Raw genomic sequence first — 21130 nt, 5'->3', positions numbered from 1 at the left:
AGGCCCGTGCGGTCCCCATCTCCATGTCGACGAGCGCATCGCCTACACCCCCGCCGGGCCCGGGGCGCCGTGCATGTACAGCGTCTGACCTGAGCAGAAGCTCGAGGCGTCGGATGCGAAGAACAGCACTCCGTTGCCGATTTCTTCTGGTTCACCCAGTCTGCCGATCCCGTTGGTCATGGCGATGGCATCGGGATCGAGTCCGTAGCGGGCGGCGTCATCGGTCAAGGTCGGCGCCCGCACGGCGCCAACGGCGATCGCATTGACTCGGATGCCCTTCTTGGCCCAAGCGGCAGCCATCGAGCCCGTCAGATTGTTGACCGCCGCTTTCGCCGCGCCGTACGGGGCGGCCTGCGGCATCGCGAGCAGGCCGGCGCCGGACGAGATGTTGACGATGGCCCCCTTTCCCTGCGGGATCATATGGTCGGAGACCGCACGTGAGAGATGCCATACCGCAAAGAAGTTCAGTGCGACGACGTGCTCGAAGTCCTCGTCGCTCCATTTGCGGATCGACTGGGTCTCGGCGCCGCCTGCACAGTTCACGAGGATGTCCACCCGCCCGAACTCGTGGACGGTGGTGTCGACGAGTTCCCGGCACGCGGGGCCGGATGTGACATCGACAGACACGGCAAGTGCGCGACGGCCGAGATTCTCGACCTCCTTTGCGGTGGACTCCAGTGGATCGCGCCTGCGGCCGGCCAATACGACGTCGGCTCCATGCTCCGCCAGCGCGAGCGCGGTTCCGCGCCCGATGCCGGTGCCGCCGCCGGTGATCAGGGCAACTCGGCCTTCGAGGTTGAACGGGTCTGACATCGTCTCTCCTTCTGCCTGCGGTCAATTCGCATACTGTACGACTGTACAGTAGGTGCTATACACTCGTGCCGAAAACCGAAAGAGGAGGTCTTCGTGAACGACTTGTACTACGACCCGTGGGACGTCGAGATCGACCTGGATCCGTATCCGACGTATCAACGGCTGCGGGATGAACAGCCCGTCTACTACAACGATCGTCATGACTTCTGGGGTCTGAGCAGGTTTGCGGACGTGGACTCGGCCTTGCGAAACCCAGTCGGGCTGAGTTCGAAGAAGGGCGACATCCTGGAGGTCGTCAAGGCCGACCCGGTCATGCCACCAGGGGTCTTCATCAACGAAGACCCCCCGGTTCACACAATCCACCGGAAACTCGTGTCGCGCATGTTCACCCCGAAGAAGATCCGGGAACTCGAGGCGAAGGTCCGGACGTTCTGTGCGGCCTGCCTCGATCCGCTCGTCGGCGGCGATCGCTTCGACTTCGTCGTCGATCTCGGTGCCGAACTGCCGATGCGGACGATCGGCATGCTGGTCGGGATTCCCGATGCCGATCAACCGTCGGTGCGTGCCAAGGCTCATGCCGTGCTGCGCAACAAGCCGGGGGAGCCTCTGCCGGTCAAGAAGGACCACTATTTCGACGGAGACATGTTCACCGACTATGTGGCCTGGCGAAAGAAGAACCCATCGGACGATCTCATCACCGAGCTGCTGGCCATCGAGTTCGTCGACGAAACCGGCGAGACCCGTCATCTTCGCACTGACGAGTTGCTGATCTTCCTGGCGGTGATCGCCGGCGCCGGTGTGGAGACCACCGGTCGACTCTTCGGGTGGATGGGGAAGGTGCTCGGTGAGCACCCCGACCAACGTCAGGAGCTCGTCGAGGATCCGACACTGATCGGGTCGGCGATCGAGGAGTTGCTGCGGTTCGAGCCCCCGGGGCCACATGTGGCTCGGTACTGCGCTGAGCAGGACGTCGAGTTTCACGGTCAGACGATCCCGGAAGGCAGTGCGCTGCTGCTCATGCTGGCCTCCGCCAATCGGGATGAGCGCCACTTCGACGACGCCAACTCCTTCGATATCCATCGAAAGTCGTCAGCGCACCTGACATTTGGGAAGGGCACCCACTTTTGCCTGGGAGCTCCTCTGGCGAGGTTGGAGGGCCGGGTGGCACTCGAGGAGGTCCTCAAACGGTTCCCGAAGTGGGAGGTCGACCTGGCCAACGCTCGGCGGTCCCGGACCTCGACCGTACGGGGCTGGGACACCATGCCCGCCGTGATCGCATGAGTGAGTAGGGTCGGGACCGCACCAGGAATCCATCAACCTCCGTCGGTTCTGGAACACAATCGGGGCGAGTGCATCGTTGATGATGGACGCGACGTCACCGGAGTGTCGCTGCGGGTGGACGCGGGCTTCGCCGTGGGCTGAGAGCTTTTCGGAACCAGTGCCCGACGGGATCACCGCCGCCGGATCGGTCTCGACGTCACTGGTCGGTCTTGATGAATTCGGCGGCTCTCCACGCCATGGCCATCATCGGTCCGTTCAGGTTTCCGGCCACCATGGTCGGGAGAATGGAGCAGTCGACAACGCGGAGGTTGGCGATGCCACGGACGCGGAGAAGGGAATCGACCACGTCGTCGTCATCCGGTCCCATCGCGCAGCTGCCGATGGCATGGTAGCCGCAGTAGCCGCCGTCGAGAGCGGCATCGACGAGTTCCTCATCGCTCTGAACGGCTGTGCCGGGATAGGTTTCGTGGCTGATTCGATCGGCGATGGGCGATTGGTCGAAGATGTCCCGCATTCGGCGGATCAGATCCGCGGTGACCTGCCGATCGTGGTCGGTGCCCAGATAGTTGGGGTCGATGAGAAGGGGTGCGCCGGGGTCGGCTGAGGTGATCTGACATCGCCCGGTCGAGGTGGGGCGCAGGGTCATGCCCAAGCACGATGCACCCGCCTGACGCTCGATCGCCACGGGCTCACCGGTGTTGTACGGCGGAATCGTCCAGGGGCCGAGCATGAGCTGGCCATCCACACGGTCGACATCGGGGCGGGACCTGACGAAGGCGACGAGATCGAACGATGGTGCAGCCAGCGGCCCCTTGCGCGTGGCGAGGTACCGGATGCCGGTCAGTGCCTGACCGACGTTGCTCGACAGTCTCTTGTTGTAGCCGAGATCGTCCTTCAGCTCGAAGCGCATGGTCGCGCAGCGATGTTCGCGCAGCCCGTTACCCACGTTCTCGCTTGCGACGATCACCTCAATTCCGGCGTTCCGAAGTACTTCTCGTGGACCGATTCCCGACAGTTGCAGCAACTTGGGACTGTTGAGACTTCCCAGGGAGAGGATCACCTCTCGTCGTGCCCGGGCTTCTCCGCATCCGGACGGGCCCGTCATTGCCACGCCGGTCGCTGTGCCGTCCGCGAACAGGATTCGGTCGACCATGGTGTGGGTCGCGACGGTCAGATTGGGGCGACCCGCGACGGGTTTGAGGAACGCTCGGGCGGCGCTCACCCGGCGTCCGTTCTTGATCGTCGACGTGGCATAGCCGATGCGTTCGCTGTCGGATTCGTTGAGATCCTCGACCTCGGCCAGACCGGCGTTGACCCCGGCCTGAAGCATCTCCTGGCACAGTGGGTCGGGATCGCGTGGTACCGAGATGTGCAACGGGCCGCCGGCACCGCGGGTGGGGGACGGGCCGAATTCATTGTCTTCGAATGACTTGAAGATGGGCAGGATCTCGTCCCAGCCCCATCCCTTGTTGCCCAATCGTTCGAGTTCGTCGTAGTCGCGACGGTTCCCACGGTTGTAGATGAGCCCGTTGACGGAGCTCGAACCTCCCAGCACCTTTCCTCGCATCCAGTTCTCCGAGTGCGGATTCGGTCCGAACGCCGTAGTCGAGTAGTGCCACATGTACTGTTCGTTCTCGAACAGCATTCCGGCGCCTTTGGGGATGCTTATGAGTGGGTTCCGGTCACCGCCGCCGGCTTCGATCAGCAGGACTGTGACCGCAGGATCCTCGGAGAGCCGATTCGCCAGAACGCACCCTGCGGTTCCGGCACCCGCAATCACGTAGTCGAAGGTGGACATCGCTTACCCCTGGTGTTCGAAACGGCGTCTGCTGTACGAGCGTACAGCAGACGGTTCCGTGACGATACCGGTTTCGCCGATGCCCTTCGTGCGTGAGCCGGTCGCTATCGAGAGGGGATCAGTGGGCTGAGATCTCCGAGGTCGCCACCGAGTTCGGCTGTCACCCTGCGCACGACCTCGACGTCCTTGCCGACGAACTCCCACACACCCTCGGTGAAGGCATCGACCGACCCGTACCTGGCGATGCCGCTGAGAGCGCGACTGTTGGCGCTGGCATGGGGGAGGGCGGCGAGCAATGTTGCCTCGTCCACGCCGAGGCGAGCCGCGAGTTCGACACCGGCTCGGGCCAGACCGATCTGGGCAGCGAACATCGTATTGTTGACGAGCTTGACCCGTTGCCCCGAACCCAGCCCGCCGACGTGCATGATCGGTTCCGCGTAGGCGCCCAGCACCGGGTTCACCGCATCCACGGTGCTTTCGTCACCGCCTGCGAAGATGGTCAGTGTTCCCGCCGCGATGTCATGTGGTCCACCGCTGACGGCGCCGTCGATGACCGATATCCCGTGTGGGGCAGCGGCCTTGGCGATGGCTTCGACCGTGTTGGGGCTGCCGGTGGTGTGGACGACAATTGTGGCCGACGCCTTCATCCGTCCGAGGAGATCGCCGGACAGGCAGACGTCACGAACCTGCTCATCGGTGAGTACGACGATGAGCACGACGTCGGTGTCGCCGGTGACCACGTCGGAGATCTCCGAGGCCGCCCGAGCGCCTGCAGCGGTGATCTGCTCGCTCACTTCGCGGCGTCGGCCGAGTGCGGACACCCGGTGTCCGGCGGCGACCAGCCGCGACACGATTGGCATGCCCATGCGGCCGACACCGATGACCGCGACGTCAGCCATGGGTCAGCTCCGCGATCTTGCCGAGGGTGGCCTGTGCTGCCGCGAAAGTCGCGTTTCCGGAGGTCTTCTCGGGACCGGCGATATCGGCGACGAGCCCGACGTCCTTGCGGAGCAGGTTGCCGGCATGGGCAGCGATGCGTTCGATGGTGCCACCCGAGGCGGCAATCGATTCGAGGGCAAAGCTGCGGGCCGTGCCCTTGATGATCACGTCCGCCAGCCGGCCGGGCTCGACTCCGAGTGACTCACCGAGGGCCAGGGTGTCGACGACTGTCGCCATGTTCGCCGTGAACAGTAGGTTGTTCAGGAGCTTTGTGGTCTGCCCGGCCCCCAGGCCGCCCAGGTGGACGACCGGGTTCGCATAGATCTCGAAGACCGGTACGCACCGTGCGACGTCCTCGTCCGCGCCACCGACCATCACCAGCAAGGTGCCGGCCTCGGCACCACGACCACCGCCACTGACCGGTGCATCGACAATCCGCACACCGGTTTTCGCTGCGCGAGTTGCCAGTTCTCGGCAGGTATCCGGGTGCACGGTGCTGTGGACGACGATGATCCCGCCCTCGGCGAGTCCGTCCAGTACGCCGTCGGTACCGCAGGCCACCTCGAGTACATCCTGGTCGGCGACGACGCACAGACAGACGACGTCGCTTGCGGCACCGACCTCCGCAGGACTGCCGACGACCTTGGCGCCGGACTGGGCAAAGGGGTCGAGGGTCTCCGGGCGTCGGGCCCAGAGAGTGACGTCTTCTCCGGCGTCGATGATCCTTTGGGCCATCGGGCCGCCCTGGCTGCCGAGGCCGATGAATCCGATGCGCATGCGTTGCTCCGTTCGGTCGGTGGTCACGGTGTCGGAAGATCTGGATGCGTATGCCGGGCGACGCAGTACTCGATGAACGAGAGGACGCTCAGGTGATAGGCCCGAGCCGTGTGTCCGAGGCTGAGGTTGTGGCCGCCCCCGACGAACTCGTCGGCTACAACCCGGGGAGACGCCGAGAACAACGCAGTGATCTCGGCGAGCGCTTCGGGGTCCCGTCGCCAGACCCGTTCGAACTCGGCAGCGGTGAAATGTACCGGCACGCGCACCGCTGGGGCCAGCGCCGGAAAGGTCACCCGCGCCCAGCTGCGGAGCTCGGCACCCTCGAATGGTGGCGTCCTGGAGGCGATCATTGCGCCACCGATCACGTCCGGTGAGTACAACGACGCCGGTTCCCACAGCAGTTTGCGGACGCCTGCCGGGGCAGCGTTGCGTTCGTGGCCGCCGAGTATCTCGCGAGCGACCGCCTGGTGCTCCAGGCCGGTTCCGGCGAGCTCGAGGCCGAGCAGTGCCGCGCCGCGCTCGGCGTCGGCCGCCATGCGCACCGCCAGCTCGCTACCGGCCGAATGAGCCCAGACGAAGACACCCTCGCCGGTCGATCGGCCCGCCGTGAACTCGGCGACGGCACCGTAGGCGAGGTCTACGCGGCGGGAGGTGTCCATCTGATCTGCGAATGGCCGCGAGGTTCCGTAACCCGGCCGGTCGAGTGCTATTGCGGTGTAGCCCGCCGACTGCGCCACGCGCAACAACGAGTTGGCCGGATGACCGGGGCAGTCGAAGTAGCCGGCTCTTGTTGCGCCACCGTGCACGGCAACGATCACGCCCCGGGGATCGGCGGCGTGGGCGACGATCCCGGACATCGGTACGCCGTCGACCTCGACGACGTGCGCCGAGACAGTTCCGTCAAGATCGTCGAGCCACGGTTCAGCCGTCATGTCGCACTCCGGAGCAGCAGCACCCCACTCGGGGTGAGGCCCCCGGTGCTGACCACGCCGACCCGTGCATCGGTGACCTGTCGGTCACCCCCGTCTCCGCGCAATTGCACGATGGCCTCGTGGAGCAATCCCATGCCGTGCGTGCGGCCGTGGGAGAGCTGTCCGCCGTGGGTGTTGAGCGGGATCTGCCCTTGGAGCGAGATGTTCTTCCCGCCGTCGAGGAATTCCTTGGATTCGCCGATCCCACAGAAGCCGAGGCCCTCGATCCAGGACAGACAGTTCACCGTGAATCCGTCGTAGAGCTCGGCGACGTCGACATCCTCGGGTGTCATCGACGTCCGGGTCCACAGGTGTGCCGCCTGACCGAGCACCTGTGGCTCATGGGTCAATGTGCTCTGGTCCCAATCCATCCGGTCGATGATCTGGGTGCCCACGGCCTCGACCAGGATCGGGGGCCGTGCCAGGTCGTTCGCGGTCTCGACGGCGGACACGATCACCGCGACCGCACCGTCGCACGGGACGTCGCAGTCGTAAAGCCCGAACGGAGTGGTGATCGGACGGGCGCCGAGGTAGTCGTCCATCGTCATCGGATCGCGGTACACCGCGGTCGGATTGAGCCCGGCGTTGGCACGCTGGTTGAGTGCGATCCAGCCGAGGGTCTCCTTGGTCGTCCCGTACCGATGGAAGTGGCGTTGCGCGTTCTGCGCCAGGGTGTGTGCGGCGGAGGTCGCACCGAAGGGCACCATCCAACTCGATGTCCGCCCGGATGGTTGGACGATCGTGCCGTTCTTCATGAGTTCGCCGTAGGTGGATTCCCACACCGTTCGGTAGCACAACACGTGTCGCGCGAGGCCGCCGGCGACGGCCAGCATGGCCGCGATGACCGAGCCTCCCGGACCGAAGGTCTCGATGCCGCCGTTGTGCCAGGTCGGCCGGAGCCCGAGTGCCGCTTCCACCGGTGTGACGCCACCTTCGCCGAAGCCGCCCACGTTGCCGCCACCGGGATAGGTGGCGATGCCGTCGATGTCGGCCATGGTGAGGCCTGCGTCGGCGACCGCCGCCTGACAGGCCTCGATCGTCAGAGACAGTGGCGGTCTCATCAGCCGCCTGCCGATCTGCGACATCCCGACGCCGGTGAGTGCGACCTTGTCCTCGAATTTCTCGGTCGTCACCATTGGGCGGACGTGCCGGGCGAAATCGGTGGGGTCGATCTCGTCGTCGGGCAACTCAGCGGGTTCGGACGGCTGATCGGCGCTGGGGCGGAAGAGCGGGAGCCAGACATCCTCGATGTTCAGGAAGTCGACCTCGACGGCCATCCCGAGAAAGACATCCTCGGGTTCGCAATCGATGATGTTGGTGGTCAGCCGGATTCGTGAATCCTCGGCCAGCGCGACCTGCGCGACGACGTAGGGCGGCGACAGCCCGGGCAGCGCGAACCGTTGATTGACGGTGAAACCGGCGACGATACCGCGGCCGGACACCACACGTTCGCCGAGCTCGGTCCCGTGACAGTGGCGGCACACCGGCTGCGGCGGGTGGAGCAGTTCCCGGCAGCCGGTGCACTCCTGGATCCGCAGGTGATCGTCCGCGCCGGACTTCCAATAGAACTCGTTGGCCGGCGTCAGCTGGGGAAGGGGCCGGGTGGGGGTCTCGGGCACTCGCCCTACCCTTTCTGCTGCGCTCGGGTCAGGGCGAGAGGTTCGGCGAGATTCTCGTCCTCCACCATCTTCTGGACCTCGACGAGGGTGTCCGCGAGACTCGAATGTGTCCGCGGTCCGGGAGTGAACGTGGCGGGCAGGTGGCGCATCCCCTGGATGACACCGATCGAGTCGTAGTGCACCGCGCCTTGAGGATCACACCGGTAGTCGGGCATCCGGTCGAGCACCGCGACCACCATGCGCTTGAAAACGGTACGGGCGACGTTCGATCCGATGCAGCGATGGATACCGAGGCCGAAACTGAAGTGACGGTTGCCGGTCCGGTCCAGGTGGACGCGGTTCGGATCCTCGAAGAGTTCGGTGTCGCGGTTGGCCATCGCCCAGGACAGCCAGAGACGGTCACCCTCGCGGAAATCGGTGCCGTCAGTGGCCTCGAAATCCTCGGCGATGGTCCGTCCGTCGCCGGCAGCGGGGGTGAAGTATCGAAGAAACTCCTCGGTGGCGCCGTCGAGGAGTTCGTCGCGGTGGGCGCTGAGACGTTCGCGTTCGTCGGGGTTCTCCGAGAGCCACTCCAGTGAATGCGCGGTCAGAGCGGTCGTGGTGTCGAAGCCGCCACCGATCACGAGGCTCAGAATCCCAAGCAACTCCATGTCGTCCGGAGCGCCGCCGTCGACACTCGCGTTGGCCACCGCGTTGATCAGTCCCGGGCGTGGATTCTCCCTGATCTCGAAGAGATTCGTGATCAGGTCGATTCCGAGCTGCCGGTGCAATTCCGCCACGCGAGGCGCATCGGGGGAGTCCGGCGGTGTGTACACCGCGGCGTGGACCGGCTCGTTGTAGATCGTCCACTTCTCCACCGGGATGCCGAGCATCGCCAGAGTGAGGACCGCCGGTACGACATTTGCCAGCTCGTCGACGAAATCGATGTGACCGGTCTCGATCTTCTCATCGATGCACGCGTGGATGACCTTGTCGATGAACGGAATCCACCGCTTCACTGCCGCGGGTGCCAGATACGGGTTCAGGATGGAGCGGAAGAACTTGTGTTCGGGTTCGTCCATCTCCAGGATGCCCCCCCGGACGCCCGACGCGCGGTCGGCGGTCGGGATACTGATGCCCTTGTAGCCGCTCCGCTCGTCGCGCACGTCATGATCGTTGGACACGTATGGGCATCGCGCGAGCTCGAAGACGGCCTCGCTGCTCGCCGCGACCCAGTGGCCTCCGTAAGTGTCGCTCCACGCCACCGGACACTTCTCGTGCATCTCCTGCGTGGTCTCGAGGAACTTCTCTCGATATTCGGTCGAGTGGCGGTCGAAGGGATAACGATTCCGCTTTCGCGCGTCGTCGTCTGTGACGCTGTCAAGACTCATCGTGTCGTCTCCTGTCGTCGTGTCGGATCACTCGGTGCCCGAGGAGATGCGCTCGGACACCGATATCGCTTGTTCCGGGCAGGATCGTGAGGCCTCGCGGACCTTGTCCTCGAATCCGTCCGGTACGTCCTCGGAGACCGGCGAGGCATGGCCGTCGATGTCGCTGAGCTCGAAGATCTCGGGAGCGATCATGGCGCAGAGGGTGTGTCCTTGGCAGCGGTCGCCGTCGATGTGAACCTTCACGATCGTCCTCCTATCGGTGGGTGAAAGGTGTTGCTGGGCTGTGGTTCATGCGGTGGTTCTCAGATCTTGAAGTCGTACCACTTGAGGTAGCCGCCGGCGTCGACGCGCATCTGCATACCGGTCACGTAGCGCGCCTCCTCGGAGGCGAGGTAGAGCACGGTGTTGCTGATGTCAGAGGGTTCGATCCAGGGCGTCTTCATCGCCTGCTGCACATAGAAGGCAGGCGTTGCGTCCTCACGGGTGGGGTTCTCCAGATCGGGCCGGAAGGACCGGTACATCGGCTCACTCTGCAGCATGTCGGTGTTGCAGTTGGTGGGATGGATGACGTTCGCGCGGATGCCCTGGGGTGCGAGGTGCGTCGCCAGTTCGTGGATGTACTGGGAGAGAGCTCGTTTCGAGAAGACATAGGCGACGCCGCCCAGGTCCTTGCCGGGGACGTCGGTCTTGCTGATGTCCATCAGGGCCGCGATCGATCCGGTCGCGATGATCGATGCACCTTCGCGGAGGTGGGGCAGCGCGACCTGCACCGCGTTCATGGTGCCGATCAGGTTGGTGTCCACCACGTCGCACCACGCCTGCGTGGCCGGTTCACCCTTCATCCCGGCCACGCCTGCCTGCGCCACGACGATGTCGAGCTTGCCGAGCTCGTTGATGCCGCGCTCGAGTGCGCTGCGCAGTTGCGACGCCTCGCGGACGTCGGCCTCGATGGCGACGATCCGCCGTCCTTCCTTCTCGACCAGTCGGGCGGTCTCCTCGAGATCTTCGGGACTGGCCATCGGGTAGCCGATGGTGTCGATGTTCTTGCAGAGGTCCACGGCGATGATGTCGGCGCCCTCTTCGGCCAGACGCACGGCATGGCTACGGCCCTGTCCGCGCGCGGCGCCGGTGATGAACGCAACCTTGTCCTGAACGCGTCCCATGTCGAATCTCCTTCTGTGGTGCCACGTTCTCGGAGATCGCGGCAGATGAGTGATGATTCCCGAATGCCTCCGGGAATCAGTTGGTCAGGTGTTCCGGCCCCCGTTGACGCCGAGGATCTGTCCGGTGATGTAGCCCGCGTCCTCGGAGATGAGGAACGAACAGGCAGCCGCGATGTCTTCCGGACGTCCGACGCGACGCACCGGTGTGCGCTGGATGTGATCGTCGACCGTTCCGCCGAGACGCTTGAGCCCCTCGGCATTTCGCAGCATCGGGGTGTCGACGAAGCCCGGTGGTACCGCGTTGACCGTGATGCCGTTGGGGCCGAGTTCGAGTGCCAGGGACTTGGTGAGTCCGTTGACCGCCGACTTGGCCGACACGTAGTGCGCCATGTAGGGCTGCCCGGAATGCGCACTCGACGACGAGATGTTGACGATTCGACCCCACTTCGCCTCGAGCATGTCGGGCAGCGCCGCCTGGATGGTGTGGAAAACCCCGTTGAGGTTGACGTCGATGACCTTGTGCCACTCGTCGAAACTGAGTTTGGTGAACTTCTGGAAGCCGTCGACCCCGGCGGCATTGACCAGGATCGTGATGGGACCCAGCGCTTCCCGGATCGCCGCGAACGCGCTGTCCACCTGTTGACGGTCTGTCACGTCGGCGGCCTGGGCCAACGGATCGTCCGAGGTGGTGGTGAGGTCGATGGTGCCGACGTGGTAGCCCTGACTGCGGAGGCGCTCGGCGACGGCGAGGCCGATGCCCGATGCGCCGCCGGTGACGATTGCGGTCTTCACCCCCATGCCTCGTCTCCGGCGATCGTCGTGCGGTGCATCAAGCGCTCCGACGACGGGTCGTACGGCAGCGCGCGGTGCAGCATTCCGGTGTTGTCCCAGATGACGACGTCGTCCTTCTCCCACTCGTGGACGTAGCTGAACCGCTCCTGCGTCGACCAGGCCAGGACTTCGTCGAGCAGCTCGCGACTCTCCTCCGGTCGCATCCCGACGATGTGGTCGGCGGTCGCACCGATCACCAGGGAACGGCGTCCGTCGCGGCGCTGCCACACCAGGGAGGTCTCGTGTGACGGGAGCTGACGCCACGCCGCGACCTGTTCATCGCTCGGGTCGGGATTCACGAGTCGCTGGGATGCCTCGAAACTGTGCACCACGCGCAGGCCGTCGTACCGTTTACGGTCCTGCTCGGGCAGGTTCTCGTACGCCGCGTACGTGCTCGCGAATTCGGTTCCGCCGCCGACCATCGCCACGTGGCGCGCCGTGAGCATCGTGGCCTTCGCGGGGACGTCGTTGGTCGTGTCGTCGATATGCCAGTTGAAGGTGCCCTTCAGGTACTCGGCCGACCGCGACTTGGCGGGGTCGAGCGACACGATGAAGACCTCCTTGCCCGCGGGGGCGAGGACCGGTCCGAGTTGCTTGCTGAATGCCACCTGGCCGTCGTCGTCGAGGTGCATGCCGCGTATCAACAGGACGCCGCGCCACTTCAAGGCCTCGAGGCAGTGTCCGATCACCGCGGGATCGCGGAGGTCGTCCACGCCGGTGACTTTGACACCCATCGCGGGGGTGAGGGCTGAGGTCTGGATCACAAGAATCTCCCTTCCATGTGTGAGAACGGTACTCTCGCAAAATAGCAATCGGCAAGAGTTCGGACGGTTCGGCCGGTGGTGAAAGCTGAGTTCGGGTACCTGCATCGATGGAGTGTTCGGTCACCTCGCGACCTTGCGCACGGGAGGATTCTATGCGAATGTGACGTTAGTCATATACGAGAATGACATTTTCAACAATGGAGTGGGAGGGCGTGTGGTGGCCCAGGACACGATGACGACCAGCGGCTCGAGTGCGGTCGATGCGAGTCGGATTTCCGGCGGTATCCAGAAGCGACTGCTGATCGACGGGCAGCTCGTCACGTCGGAGACGACCTTCGAGACGATCAACCCGGCAACGGGGGATGTGTTGGGCTCGGCGCCGGACGCGAACGTGGACCAGGCGACGGCGGCGATCGCCGCGGCACGTACGGCGTTCGAGAAGTCCGGGTGGGCCACCGATGTGGCGCTCCGCGCGCGGTGCCTCGATCAGTTGCACAAGGCGCTGCTCGACAACGCCGAGGAACTGCGCGATCTGACGATCGCCGAGGTCGGCGCCACCAAGATGCTCACGAAGGGCAATCAACTCGACGCGCCGATCGAGATCGTCCGCTACTACGCCGATCTCCTCGAGAACCACTCGTTCACCGAGGATCTCGGCGAGATCGAGATCCGTGGGCAACAGCACCGCCGGTGGACCGAGCGTGAACCCGCCGGCGTGGTGGCCGCGATCATCGCCTACAACTACCCGAACCAGTTGGCGCTGGCCAAGCTCGCGCCCGCACTGGCAGCGGGTTGCACCGTGGTGCTCAAGGGGGCCCCGGACACGCCCCTGGTGACCCTGGCGCTGGGTGAGATCATCGCCGAACACACCGATATCCCGGCAGGCGTCGTCAACATCATCACGTCGTCGAAGGTCGAGGTGGGGCAGACGATGGTGGCCCATCCCGACGTGGACGTCGTGACCTTCACCGGATCGACGCCGGTGGGCAAGCAGATCATGGCCGACGCAGCGTCATCGCTGAAGCGAGTCTTCCTCGAACTCGGTGGCAAGTCTGCGCTGATCGTTCTCGACGACGCCGATCTGATGAAGGCCGCGCAGTTCGCGGCGTTCACGATCTGCAGCCATGCGGGCCAGGGATGCGCGTTGACCACCCGGTTGATCGTGCCACGCGACAAGCACGACCAGCTCGCGGAGATGGTCGGGGCGATGCTCGACCACGTGACCGTCGGGGACCCGACCGACGACAAGACCTACATGGGTCCGTTGATCAGCGAGCGACAGCGCGACAAGGTCGACGGGCTGGTTCAGCGTGCGGTCGAGGCCGGCGCCCGCCTGGTGCGTGGCGGAACCCGCATCGACCCCGGATACTTCTATGCGCCGACACTGCTCGCCGGAGTGGACCCGGACAGCGAGATCGCTCAGGAAGAGGTCTTCGGTCCGGTGCTGGCGATGATCCCGCACGACGGCGACGAGCATGCCATCGAGATCGCCAACAATTCGCGGTACGGGTTGTCCGGCGGCGTCCTCACCACCGACTCGGCCCGCGGTGCCGCCGTCGGCCGAGCGATCCGGACCGGCACGTTCAGCATCAACGGCGGCAACTACTTCTCTGCCGACGTGCCGTTCGGCGGGTACAAAGAATCCGGCATCGGCCGGGAGATGGGCGTCGCAGGCCTGCACGAGTTCACCGAGATCAAGGCGTTCGCCGAGGCGGTGGAATCGTGAAACCGCTGGAGGGATTCACCATCCTCGAGGTCGCGATGTACGGATTCGTGCCGTCGGCCGGCGCGGTCCTGCGCGAGTGGGGGGCCGAGGTCATCAAGGTCGAGCACGCGGTGACCGGTGACCCGCAGCGCGGACTCCGCCAGACCGGCACGTTCCGCGTCGAAGGCGACCTCAATCCCAATGTCGAGCATGCCAATCGCGGCAAGCGCAGCATCGGGATCGACATGTCGCGCCCGGAGGGGCGAGAGGTGCTCTACGAGTTGGTGCGCAAGGCCGACGTCTTCCTCACCAGTTTTCTGCCCGGTCCGCGTGCGCGGCTCGGGATCGACGTCGACGACATCCGTGCGGTGAACCCGTCGATCGTCTACGCGCGAGGCAGCGCGCTCGGCCCGAGGGGTGCTGAGTCGGACAAGGGTGGTTACGACATGACCGCCTTCTGGTCGCGCGGCGGTATCGCGGCGACCCTGACACCGCCCGACACCGAGGGCCTCATCAGCCCGCCGGGTCCGGCGTTCGGCGACACGATCTCGGGGACCAATCTCGCCGGTGGCATCGCCGCCGCACTGCTCAAGCGGGAACGGACCGGTGAGCCGTCGGTGGTGGACGTCTCGCTGCTGGGGAGCGGCCTGTGGTCGATGGGTCACACCGTGGCGCTCTCGCTGCATCTCGACAAGCCGATGGAGGCGCCGGCACAGGGCGGCCACGGATCGCCGACCAATCCGCTCTCGGGGCTCTACAAAACGGCGGACGACCGCTACATCTCGTTCGTCATGCTGCAGGCGGCGAAGTTCTGGCCGGATGTGTGCAAACACGTGGAGCGTCCCGAGCTTGCCGAGGATCCGAGGTTTGCCAGCGCAGAACTGCTGGCGGAGAACACGTCCGAGGCGGTGGCGATCCTGCGGGAGGTGATCGCCGAGCGCACGCTCGCGGACTGGACAGAACGATTCGCCACCCTCGCGGGCCCATGGGCGCCGGTGCAGGATTCTCGGCAGGTCGGTGACGACCCGCAGATCAGGGCCAACGACTACATCGTGAACGCGGGTGACCTCGAGCTGGTGGGCAATCCCGTCCAGTTCGACGTCGAGGCGTCGTCGGTCACCGCCGCTCCGGGATTCGCCGAGGACACCGACGACATCCTCCAGGAACTCGGGTTGGACTGGGACCGCATCATCGAATTGAAGACCGCCGGCGCGGTCACCTGACGGGAACCGACGATGCCGAACATCACCTCCATCGGAACCTATCTCCCGTGTTGGGGTGTCGTCGACCGTCGCGTCGCCGGTGACGACGAGGACGCCATCACGTTGGCCGTGGAGGCCGGGCGGGCCGCACTGAGCGGTGGTGCTTCGGTGGACTCGGTGGTGCTGGTCAGCCGTGATCTTCCGCTCACGGACAGCAGCAACGCGGCGGTTCTGTTGGCAGGCCTGGACCTGGACCCGGAACTCGAGGTCACCGAGCGCCTCGGTGGTGCGCCGGCGACGCTGGACGCACTCAGCTCGGCTCGGTCGCGCACGCTGGTGATCGGTGTCGACCTCGAACCTGCCGGTGCCGCAGCGGTGTTGACCGCCGATCGCGGCCTGAACGTGCGGACCAGCGCACGGGTGGCACGGAGCCTGCCGGTGCGCACCCGCAACACCACCGGAGCCGTCCACGACTACGGCGACCCGCGATTGCTGCATGACCGCGGGCTGGTCGCGTCGCTGGCGGCATCGTGGTTGGAGAAGCCGACCGTCGTGGCGGGCGTCGACCGCAAGTCGGCCGCTCGGCTTGCCGAGGTCGATGCGGAGGTCCCGACGGTTGGCGCCAGCTCGGGCCTGTTCGCGCTGGCCGCGATGGCCGAGCAGGGATTGTCCGGGAGTCTCGTCGCCGTCGAGCAGGCGAGCCTGTCGGGGATCTCGGTCGCCGCAGCTCCGGTCGCCGTGTACCGGCGCGAGCTGGCGCCACGTCCGAAATCGGAGGAACCGGTGGCGTCGGACGACGAACTCCGCATCTCGCTGGCCGCGTACGAGCGGGCCTTCGAGGCCAAGGTGCGGTGGGAGGCCGGGAAGTTCACCGACAGCGAGGTACTCGATTTTCCGCCGCGCTATCACGTGGGCACCGACGGCGCCCTGCGTACCGACTACGAACTCGTCCCGTTGCCTCGGGCCGGTGTCGTGTATTCAGAGGCGACCGTGCATGTTCCGGTGCCTGGCCTGCCATCGCCCTACTCTCTCGTCCTCGTCGAGCTCGACGACGTGGGCGTCCGCGCTTTGGTGAAGGTGGCCGGAGCGCACGTGGGACTGGTGGGTATCGGCGATCGGGGCAGGCTCGTACTGCGCCGCCTGGCCATCCGATCCGGCGTGCCCGACTACGGGTACGCCTTCGAGCCCGAAGAGGTGGCAGCATGAGGAAGGTCGCGGTCGTCGGGGCCGGAATGACCCCGTTCGCGGAGCATTTCGCACTCGGTGTGAAGGATCTCGTCCCGATGGCGTTCGCGGATTGCGTTGCATCGGTGGACAAGGGGATCGACAAGCACGACATCGAGGCCGCGTGGTTCGGCGCGGTGGGTGCGACGGACGGTTTCGCATCTGGCATCGTGGCCGACTCGCTCGGCATCGACGGAATCCCGGTGACCAGGGTGGAGAACTCCTGCGCCACCGGGAACGACGCCATCCGCAATGCGGTGTATGCCATCGGGTCGGGCGCGGTGGATGTGGCTCTGGTCGCCGGTGCCGACAAGCTGCGCGAGACCGCGTCGAAGAACGTCGTCTGGGAGTGGGAGGCGATCTCGCGGGACATGGCGTGGGAGTATCCACTGGGCCTCGTCGCCCCCGCCGGCGTGGCCCTACACGTGAACCGGTACTTTCACGAATCACCAGCCACCCGGGAACATCTGGCCATGGTCGCGGTCAAGAACCATCGGCACGGCGCCAACAATCCCAAGGCCAGACTGCAGTTCGAGATCACGGCAGAGCAAGCGCTCTCGGCGCCCACCGTGGTCGAACCGTTCAGCGTCTACGATTGCGCGCCGCTGAGCGATGGCGCCGCCGCGATGATCCTGGTGTCCGAGGACATCGCCGACCGTTACACCAGCCGCCCGGTGTGGGTGGCCGGTGTGGGTCTCGGGCTGGATTCGATGATGCACCAGCACAAGACCGACCTGACGACCTTCCCGGCGACGGTGCGAGCCGCGCAACGGGCGTTCGCCATGGCAGGCATCACCCCGGCTGACGTCGACGTCGCCGAGGTCCATGACTTCTTCACCGGCATCGAGCTCATCAGCTACGAGGATCTCGGCTTCGCGAACCGGTTCGAGGGATACAAGCTCCTCGAGGCGGGCGACACCACGATCGGGGGATCGCTGCCGGTGAATACCAGTGGCGGTCTGAAGTCCAAGGGGCATCCACCGGGGGCAACCGGCATCGGCCAGTGTGTCGAACTGTTCGAACAGCTCCGGGGTTCGGCGGTGAATCAGGTCGACGGGGCACGGATAGGATTGGCGCACAATGTGGGTGGCCCGACATCGGTTGCGGCGGTCACGATCCTGAGTCAGGATCGAAACCCGTGACGTGCGGGCGCACGACCTCTGTGTGGTCACATCACTCCGGCAAGGCCTCTGTGAACCTGAAATGCTCAACTGTTCCTACGAGTCCCTCGGACATACCGGCCGCCCGCCATGCTCGACGTTTGAATGCGAGCGCGGCATTGCTGACTCGGTGTTCTGCCGGTTTCGATCCGATCTCGAGATCTGCCGGGCACTCGTTGCCCCAGAGCCAGACGTGTGCTCGGCGAGAGCGGATCGCGGCCGCGGCCCCCAATCGGATCCTCTCGTCGGCGTGACACAGATCGGCCGAAATCGCCAGTGACTGCGGCCAGTGCGCGGAAGTCCGGCGGGCCAACGAATGTCGCAGGTCGAATGCGCGCGTTCCCAGTATCTCCAGTGGCACCGTCGTACTGCCGCCATCGAGGACGTGGACGCTGACGTCCCAACCGGCCATCGACTGGTCGAACAGCCATCCGCCACAGAACTCGACGACCTCTGATGGGGTTGTGGCGATCACTGCCAGGCGGTGTCGCGTGTGGCGCCGCCGCGCAGTGGCTCGCGCGCGGGTGACTTCGCGCGCTCCCATCACGCATGGTTCCATGTGATCCTGGGTGAGAAGTGTCATCGGAGTGTCCTTTTACTCGCCTGACGGAAGGCTTTCTGTCGCATCTGCCGCCGCTTGAGCGGCGGCGCACGATTCTCAGAGTTGCGTATACACGGTCTTGGTCTGTAGGTAGCTTTCGACACCCTCTCGACCCCACTCGTGCCCCCAACCCGATTGCTTGTAGCCACCGAAGGGCATGGAATGGTCGAACACCATCTGACAGTTGAGCGTGACAGTTCCGGCATGAAGGCGTTTGGCCAAGCGGTGGGCGCGCGCGATGTCCTTGGTCCATGCCGTCGCAGCAAGCCCGTAATCGGAGTTGTTGGCAAGGGCGACGACTTCGTCGTCATCATCGAAAGGCATGATGGCCACTACGGGCCCGAAGATCTCTTGTTGGTAGAGGCTCATCGACGGATCGACGTCGGTCACGACCGTGGGGTGTACGAAGTACCCCCGCCGGTCGAGTCGTTCGCCGCCGGTGACGACTTCGACGCCGTTGCGCTTGCCTTCGTCGACGAACCCCATCACCCGGTTCAACTGTTTCTCACTGATCAGCGGCCCGATGAGCGTGCCCTCCTCGTCGGGGCCGCCGAGCTTGACCCCGTTGGCAACCATCGAGATACCCTCGACCACCTGTTCGTACACCCCGCGCTGCACAAAGATTCGCGAGCCGCAGATGCATCCCTGGCCGGAGTGGATGAAGATTCCCATCGCGGCCATCGTGATCGCCGCCTCCAAATCGGCATCGTCATAGATCAGAACCGGCGACTTGCCGCCAAGCTCGAGCATGACCCGCTTGAGGTTCCCCGACGCCGCGGTGAGGATCTGCTTGCCCACCTCCGTCGAACCGGTGAAAGCGACCTTTTCCACATCCGGATGCTCGGCCAGCGCCTTGCCCGAGGTGTGGCCATAGCCGGTCACCAGGTTCACCACATCATCGGGCACACCGGCTTCGGCGATGATCTGCTCCAGCAGGATCGCTGACAGCGGTGTCTCCTCGGCAGGCTTCGCGATCATGCTGCAGCCGGCGGCCAGAGCGGGTCCAAGCTTGGCGGCGGCGTTGAACACCGGCCCGTTCCACGGGAAGATCAGACCGACGACACCGTAGGGCTCCTTGAGTGTGTACGCGTGCATGTTCGAGTATGCGCCGGTGATCCCGCCGGTCTGCTGAACGTCGTGGGCGATGCCGTTGAGCTTGGTGCACCAGCCACCGTAGTAGCGGAAGATCTCCGCACTGGTACCCATGATCGATCGCGCCTGGTCGTAGTTCATGCCGGTGTTCAATGAATCCAGTGCGGCCAGCTCGTCGGCTCGCTCATCGATGCGATCAGCGATCCGCCACATGATCTTCGCTCGTTCGCTACCGGGGAGTCCACTCCACGAGCCGGATTCGAAGGACTTACGCGCACGGGATACTGCCTCATCCACCGCTTGTAGGCCGCCGTCGGCGAACTCGGCGATCGGCTCCTCGGTGACGGGATTGATGATCGGAATGGTATCCCCGTTGCCCGGCCGATTACGCAGCTCGTCCAGGATGTTGTCCACAGTCATTGTCTCAGCTCACTTCGTCTCGTCGAACTCGATGTGCAGATCGGTGAGTCCGCGCAGCAAGAACGTGGGCTCGTAGGTGAAGTTGCGGTCGCCGGCAGGCCCGTGAACGGATTCGTCGAGCCTGATGTTGGCCATCCGGTCGAGTAGCCGGTTGATCGTCACCCGTCCCTCGACCCTCGCCAGCGGAGCGCCGGCGCAGGTGTGAATCCCTCGACCGAAGGTGATGTGCTCGCGAACATTCGTGCGATCGATCCGAAACTCGTTGGGATTCTCGAATTTTCGCGGGTCGCGATTGGCGGCCCCGAGGCAGAGCATGAGGATGGTTCCGGCCGGAATATCGACATCACCGAGCGTGGTGGACTTACGCGTGAGTCGGAAGTCGACCTTTGTAGGACTTTCCATGCGCAGCGATTCCTCGATGAACGGGACGATCAGCTTACGGTCCGCTCGAAGTTCTTCCTGGAGGTCGGGCCTCTCGCAGAGGACGAGGAGCGCGGAGCTGAGCAGTTTGGTCACCGTTTCCTGACCGGCGGCGAACAGGAAGGTGGCAGGTCGTGCGACCTCGATCACGGGCGGGACCGAACCGTCCGGGTAGGTCGCCGAAGCAAGCCCGCCGAGTACATCGCCGCGAGGATGTTCGCGCCGGTCCGTGATGTACCCGGAGAAGAGATCGTCGAGGTACTGCAGAGGGTTGCTGCCGACAGGTTCGTGATCGAGGGCCCCGACGCGGCTACCCGGCGCGTTACCCGCGCCCAGATTTCGACGGACCTCGTCCCGATCACCTTCCGGCACACCGAGGAGATCGGCGATGGCGAGCGTGGCGAACGGTTTTCCGTAGTCCCCGAGGAACTCACAACGCCCGCGTGCAATGAACTCGTCGATCTGCTGGTCGGCAAGTGCCCACACGAACTCCTCGTTCTCTTGCAGCCTTCGTGGCGTCAACAGGCGTAAGAGGAGCGACCGAGCCTTCTGATGGTCGGGTGGGTCCATGGTGACCATGTGTTCGAAAATGGGGAACTCGTGGCGGTGCGACTCGATGAGGTCGGTGATGTCATCGCCCACGGGCTCGAAGGGCAGTGGCGGGAATGGCCCCCCGATGGCGTTCACGGCCGAGAACGATTCGGTGTCCTTGAATGCCTGTTGAGCTTCCTCATAGCCGGTGACAGCGATGACGTTGTGGTGAGGCTCCTGCGTCACGGGCCCTATGCTGCGTAGATGGTCCCAGTATTCATAGGGATCCTGGGACACTGTGGCGTCGGAGAAGTAGTCGACCATGGTGGGATTGGACATCGTTCATAGACCTTTCGAGGGTCGAGAATCGGGTGACTTGTACTGGTTCGGACTCAAGTGCGGTACGGCGTCAGGCTGCGCCAACTCAGACCGGTGAAGACGCACGGACT

Annotated in this window: 19 protein-coding genes; 5 read left to right on the top strand and 14 right to left on the bottom strand. The window is 64.9% G+C overall.

The features are described 5' to 3' along the window. Window positions 1–42: 42 nt before the first annotated feature. On the bottom strand, window positions 43–813 hold the full coding sequence (locus ACPXCG_RS03970; RefSeq protein ID WP_425789276.1) for an SDR family NAD(P)-dependent oxidoreductase: 771 nt from the start codon (window positions 811–813) through the stop codon (window positions 43–45). 93 nt (window positions 814–906) lie between these two features. On the opposite strand from ACPXCG_RS03970, the gene ACPXCG_RS03965 reads away from it, so the two are divergent. After that, a complete protein-coding gene (locus ACPXCG_RS03965) occupies window positions 907–2094 on the top strand; it encodes a cytochrome P450 (RefSeq protein ID WP_425789274.1) in 1188 nt (395 codons plus the stop codon). A 196-nt stretch (window positions 2095–2290) separates the two neighbouring features. Here ACPXCG_RS03965 and ACPXCG_RS03960 read toward each other — a convergent pair whose 3' ends face one another. From ACPXCG_RS03960 to ACPXCG_RS03915, 10 genes are all read right to left on the bottom strand, one after another. Next, window positions 2291–3892: a GMC family oxidoreductase gene (locus ACPXCG_RS03960; RefSeq protein WP_425789272.1), complete on the bottom strand. Its 1602-nt coding sequence runs from the start codon at window positions 3890–3892 to the stop codon at window positions 2291–2293. 104 nt (window positions 3893–3996) lie between these two features. Then, window positions 3997–4791, bottom strand: coding sequence for an NAD(P)-dependent oxidoreductase (locus ACPXCG_RS03955; protein WP_425789270.1), 795 nt, complete (start codon window positions 4789–4791; stop codon window positions 3997–3999). After that, window positions 4784–5608 carry an NAD(P)-dependent oxidoreductase gene (locus tag ACPXCG_RS03950; protein ID WP_425789268.1) on the bottom strand — a complete coding sequence of 275 codons (825 nt, stop codon included), beginning with the start codon at window positions 5606–5608 and terminating at the stop codon, window positions 4784–4786. Before ACPXCG_RS03950 ends, ACPXCG_RS03955 begins: the two co-directional genes overlap by 8 nt. 23 nt (window positions 5609–5631) lie before the next feature. Then, window positions 5632–6540 (bottom strand): alpha/beta hydrolase, encoded by a 909-nt coding sequence (locus tag ACPXCG_RS03945; RefSeq protein ID WP_425789266.1) that lies wholly within the window; start codon window positions 6538–6540, stop codon window positions 5632–5634. Further along, window positions 6537–8198, bottom strand: a complete 1662-nt coding sequence (locus tag ACPXCG_RS03940) for a thiolase C-terminal domain-containing protein (RefSeq protein ID WP_425789264.1) — start codon at window positions 8196–8198, stop codon at window positions 6537–6539. Before ACPXCG_RS03940 ends, ACPXCG_RS03945 begins: the two co-directional genes overlap by 4 nt. A gap of 5 nt (window positions 8199–8203) precedes the next feature. Next, window positions 8204–9568, bottom strand: coding sequence for a cytochrome P450 (locus ACPXCG_RS03935; RefSeq protein ID WP_425789262.1), 1365 nt, complete (start codon window positions 9566–9568; stop codon window positions 8204–8206). 27 nt (window positions 9569–9595) lie between these two features. Then, entirely contained in the window at window positions 9596–9811 is a 216-nt protein-coding gene (locus tag ACPXCG_RS03930; RefSeq protein WP_164307280.1) for a ferredoxin, read from the bottom strand. 59 nt (window positions 9812–9870) lie between these two features. Beyond that, window positions 9871–10731 carry a mycofactocin-coupled SDR family oxidoreductase gene (locus tag ACPXCG_RS03925; RefSeq protein WP_425789259.1) on the bottom strand — a complete coding sequence of 287 codons (861 nt, stop codon included), beginning with the start codon at window positions 10729–10731 and terminating at the stop codon, window positions 9871–9873. 84 nt (window positions 10732–10815) lie between these two features. Beyond that, window positions 10816–11523: an SDR family NAD(P)-dependent oxidoreductase gene (locus ACPXCG_RS03920; RefSeq protein ID WP_425790485.1), complete on the bottom strand. Its 708-nt coding sequence runs from the start codon at window positions 11521–11523 to the stop codon at window positions 10816–10818. Further along, the gene (locus ACPXCG_RS03915; RefSeq protein ID WP_425789257.1) at window positions 11520–12326 is read right to left on the bottom strand and encodes a TauD/TfdA dioxygenase family protein; all 807 of its coding nucleotides are present in this window, start codon (window positions 12324–12326) and stop codon (window positions 11520–11522) included. Before ACPXCG_RS03915 ends, ACPXCG_RS03920 begins: the two co-directional genes overlap by 4 nt. A gap of 232 nt (window positions 12327–12558) precedes the next feature. Here ACPXCG_RS03915 and ACPXCG_RS03910 point away from each other — a divergent pair, with 232 nt between their 5' ends. Genes ACPXCG_RS03910 through ACPXCG_RS03895 form a run of 4 tightly spaced genes read left to right on the top strand, consistent with a single transcriptional unit; the run spans window position 12559 to window position 17599 of the window. Continuing rightward, window positions 12559–14052 (top strand): aldehyde dehydrogenase family protein, encoded by a 1494-nt coding sequence (locus ACPXCG_RS03910; protein WP_425789255.1) that lies wholly within the window; start codon window positions 12559–12561, stop codon window positions 14050–14052. Then, entirely contained in the window at window positions 14049–15254 is a 1206-nt protein-coding gene (locus ACPXCG_RS03905) for a CaiB/BaiF CoA transferase family protein (protein ID WP_425789253.1), read from the top strand. The genes ACPXCG_RS03910 and ACPXCG_RS03905 overlap by 4 nt, the downstream gene beginning before the upstream one ends. A gap of 12 nt (window positions 15255–15266) precedes the next feature. After that, window positions 15267–16439, top strand: coding sequence for an OB-fold domain-containing protein (locus tag ACPXCG_RS03900; RefSeq protein WP_425789251.1), 1173 nt, complete (start codon window positions 15267–15269; stop codon window positions 16437–16439). After that, window positions 16436–17599: a thiolase C-terminal domain-containing protein gene (locus ACPXCG_RS03895; protein ID WP_425789249.1), complete on the top strand. Its 1164-nt coding sequence runs from the start codon at window positions 16436–16438 to the stop codon at window positions 17597–17599. The genes ACPXCG_RS03900 and ACPXCG_RS03895 overlap by 4 nt, the downstream gene beginning before the upstream one ends. Window positions 17600–17630: 31 nt before the next feature. Here the strand turns inward: ACPXCG_RS03895 and ACPXCG_RS03890 are convergent, their stop codons facing one another. From ACPXCG_RS03890 to ACPXCG_RS03880, 3 genes are all read right to left on the bottom strand, one after another. Next, on the bottom strand, window positions 17631–18200 hold the full coding sequence (locus tag ACPXCG_RS03890; protein ID WP_425789247.1) for a hypothetical protein: 570 nt from the start codon (window positions 18198–18200) through the stop codon (window positions 17631–17633). 75 nt (window positions 18201–18275) lie between these two features. Next, entirely contained in the window at window positions 18276–19730 is a 1455-nt protein-coding gene (locus ACPXCG_RS03885; protein WP_425789245.1) for an aldehyde dehydrogenase family protein, read from the bottom strand. 9 nt (window positions 19731–19739) lie between these two features. Beyond that, window positions 19740–21020: a cytochrome P450 gene (locus tag ACPXCG_RS03880; RefSeq protein ID WP_425789243.1), complete on the bottom strand. Its 1281-nt coding sequence runs from the start codon at window positions 21018–21020 to the stop codon at window positions 19740–19742. Between the last annotated feature and the right edge of the window lie 110 nt (window positions 21021–21130).

Source organism: Gordonia sp. DT218 (assembly GCF_049847105.1).
In the GTDB taxonomy this organism is placed as follows: Bacteria; Actinomycetota; Actinomycetes; order Mycobacteriales; family Mycobacteriaceae; genus Gordonia.
Note: the sequence above shows the minus strand (reverse complement) of the source record. Positions and strands in the feature narration are given on the sequence as shown.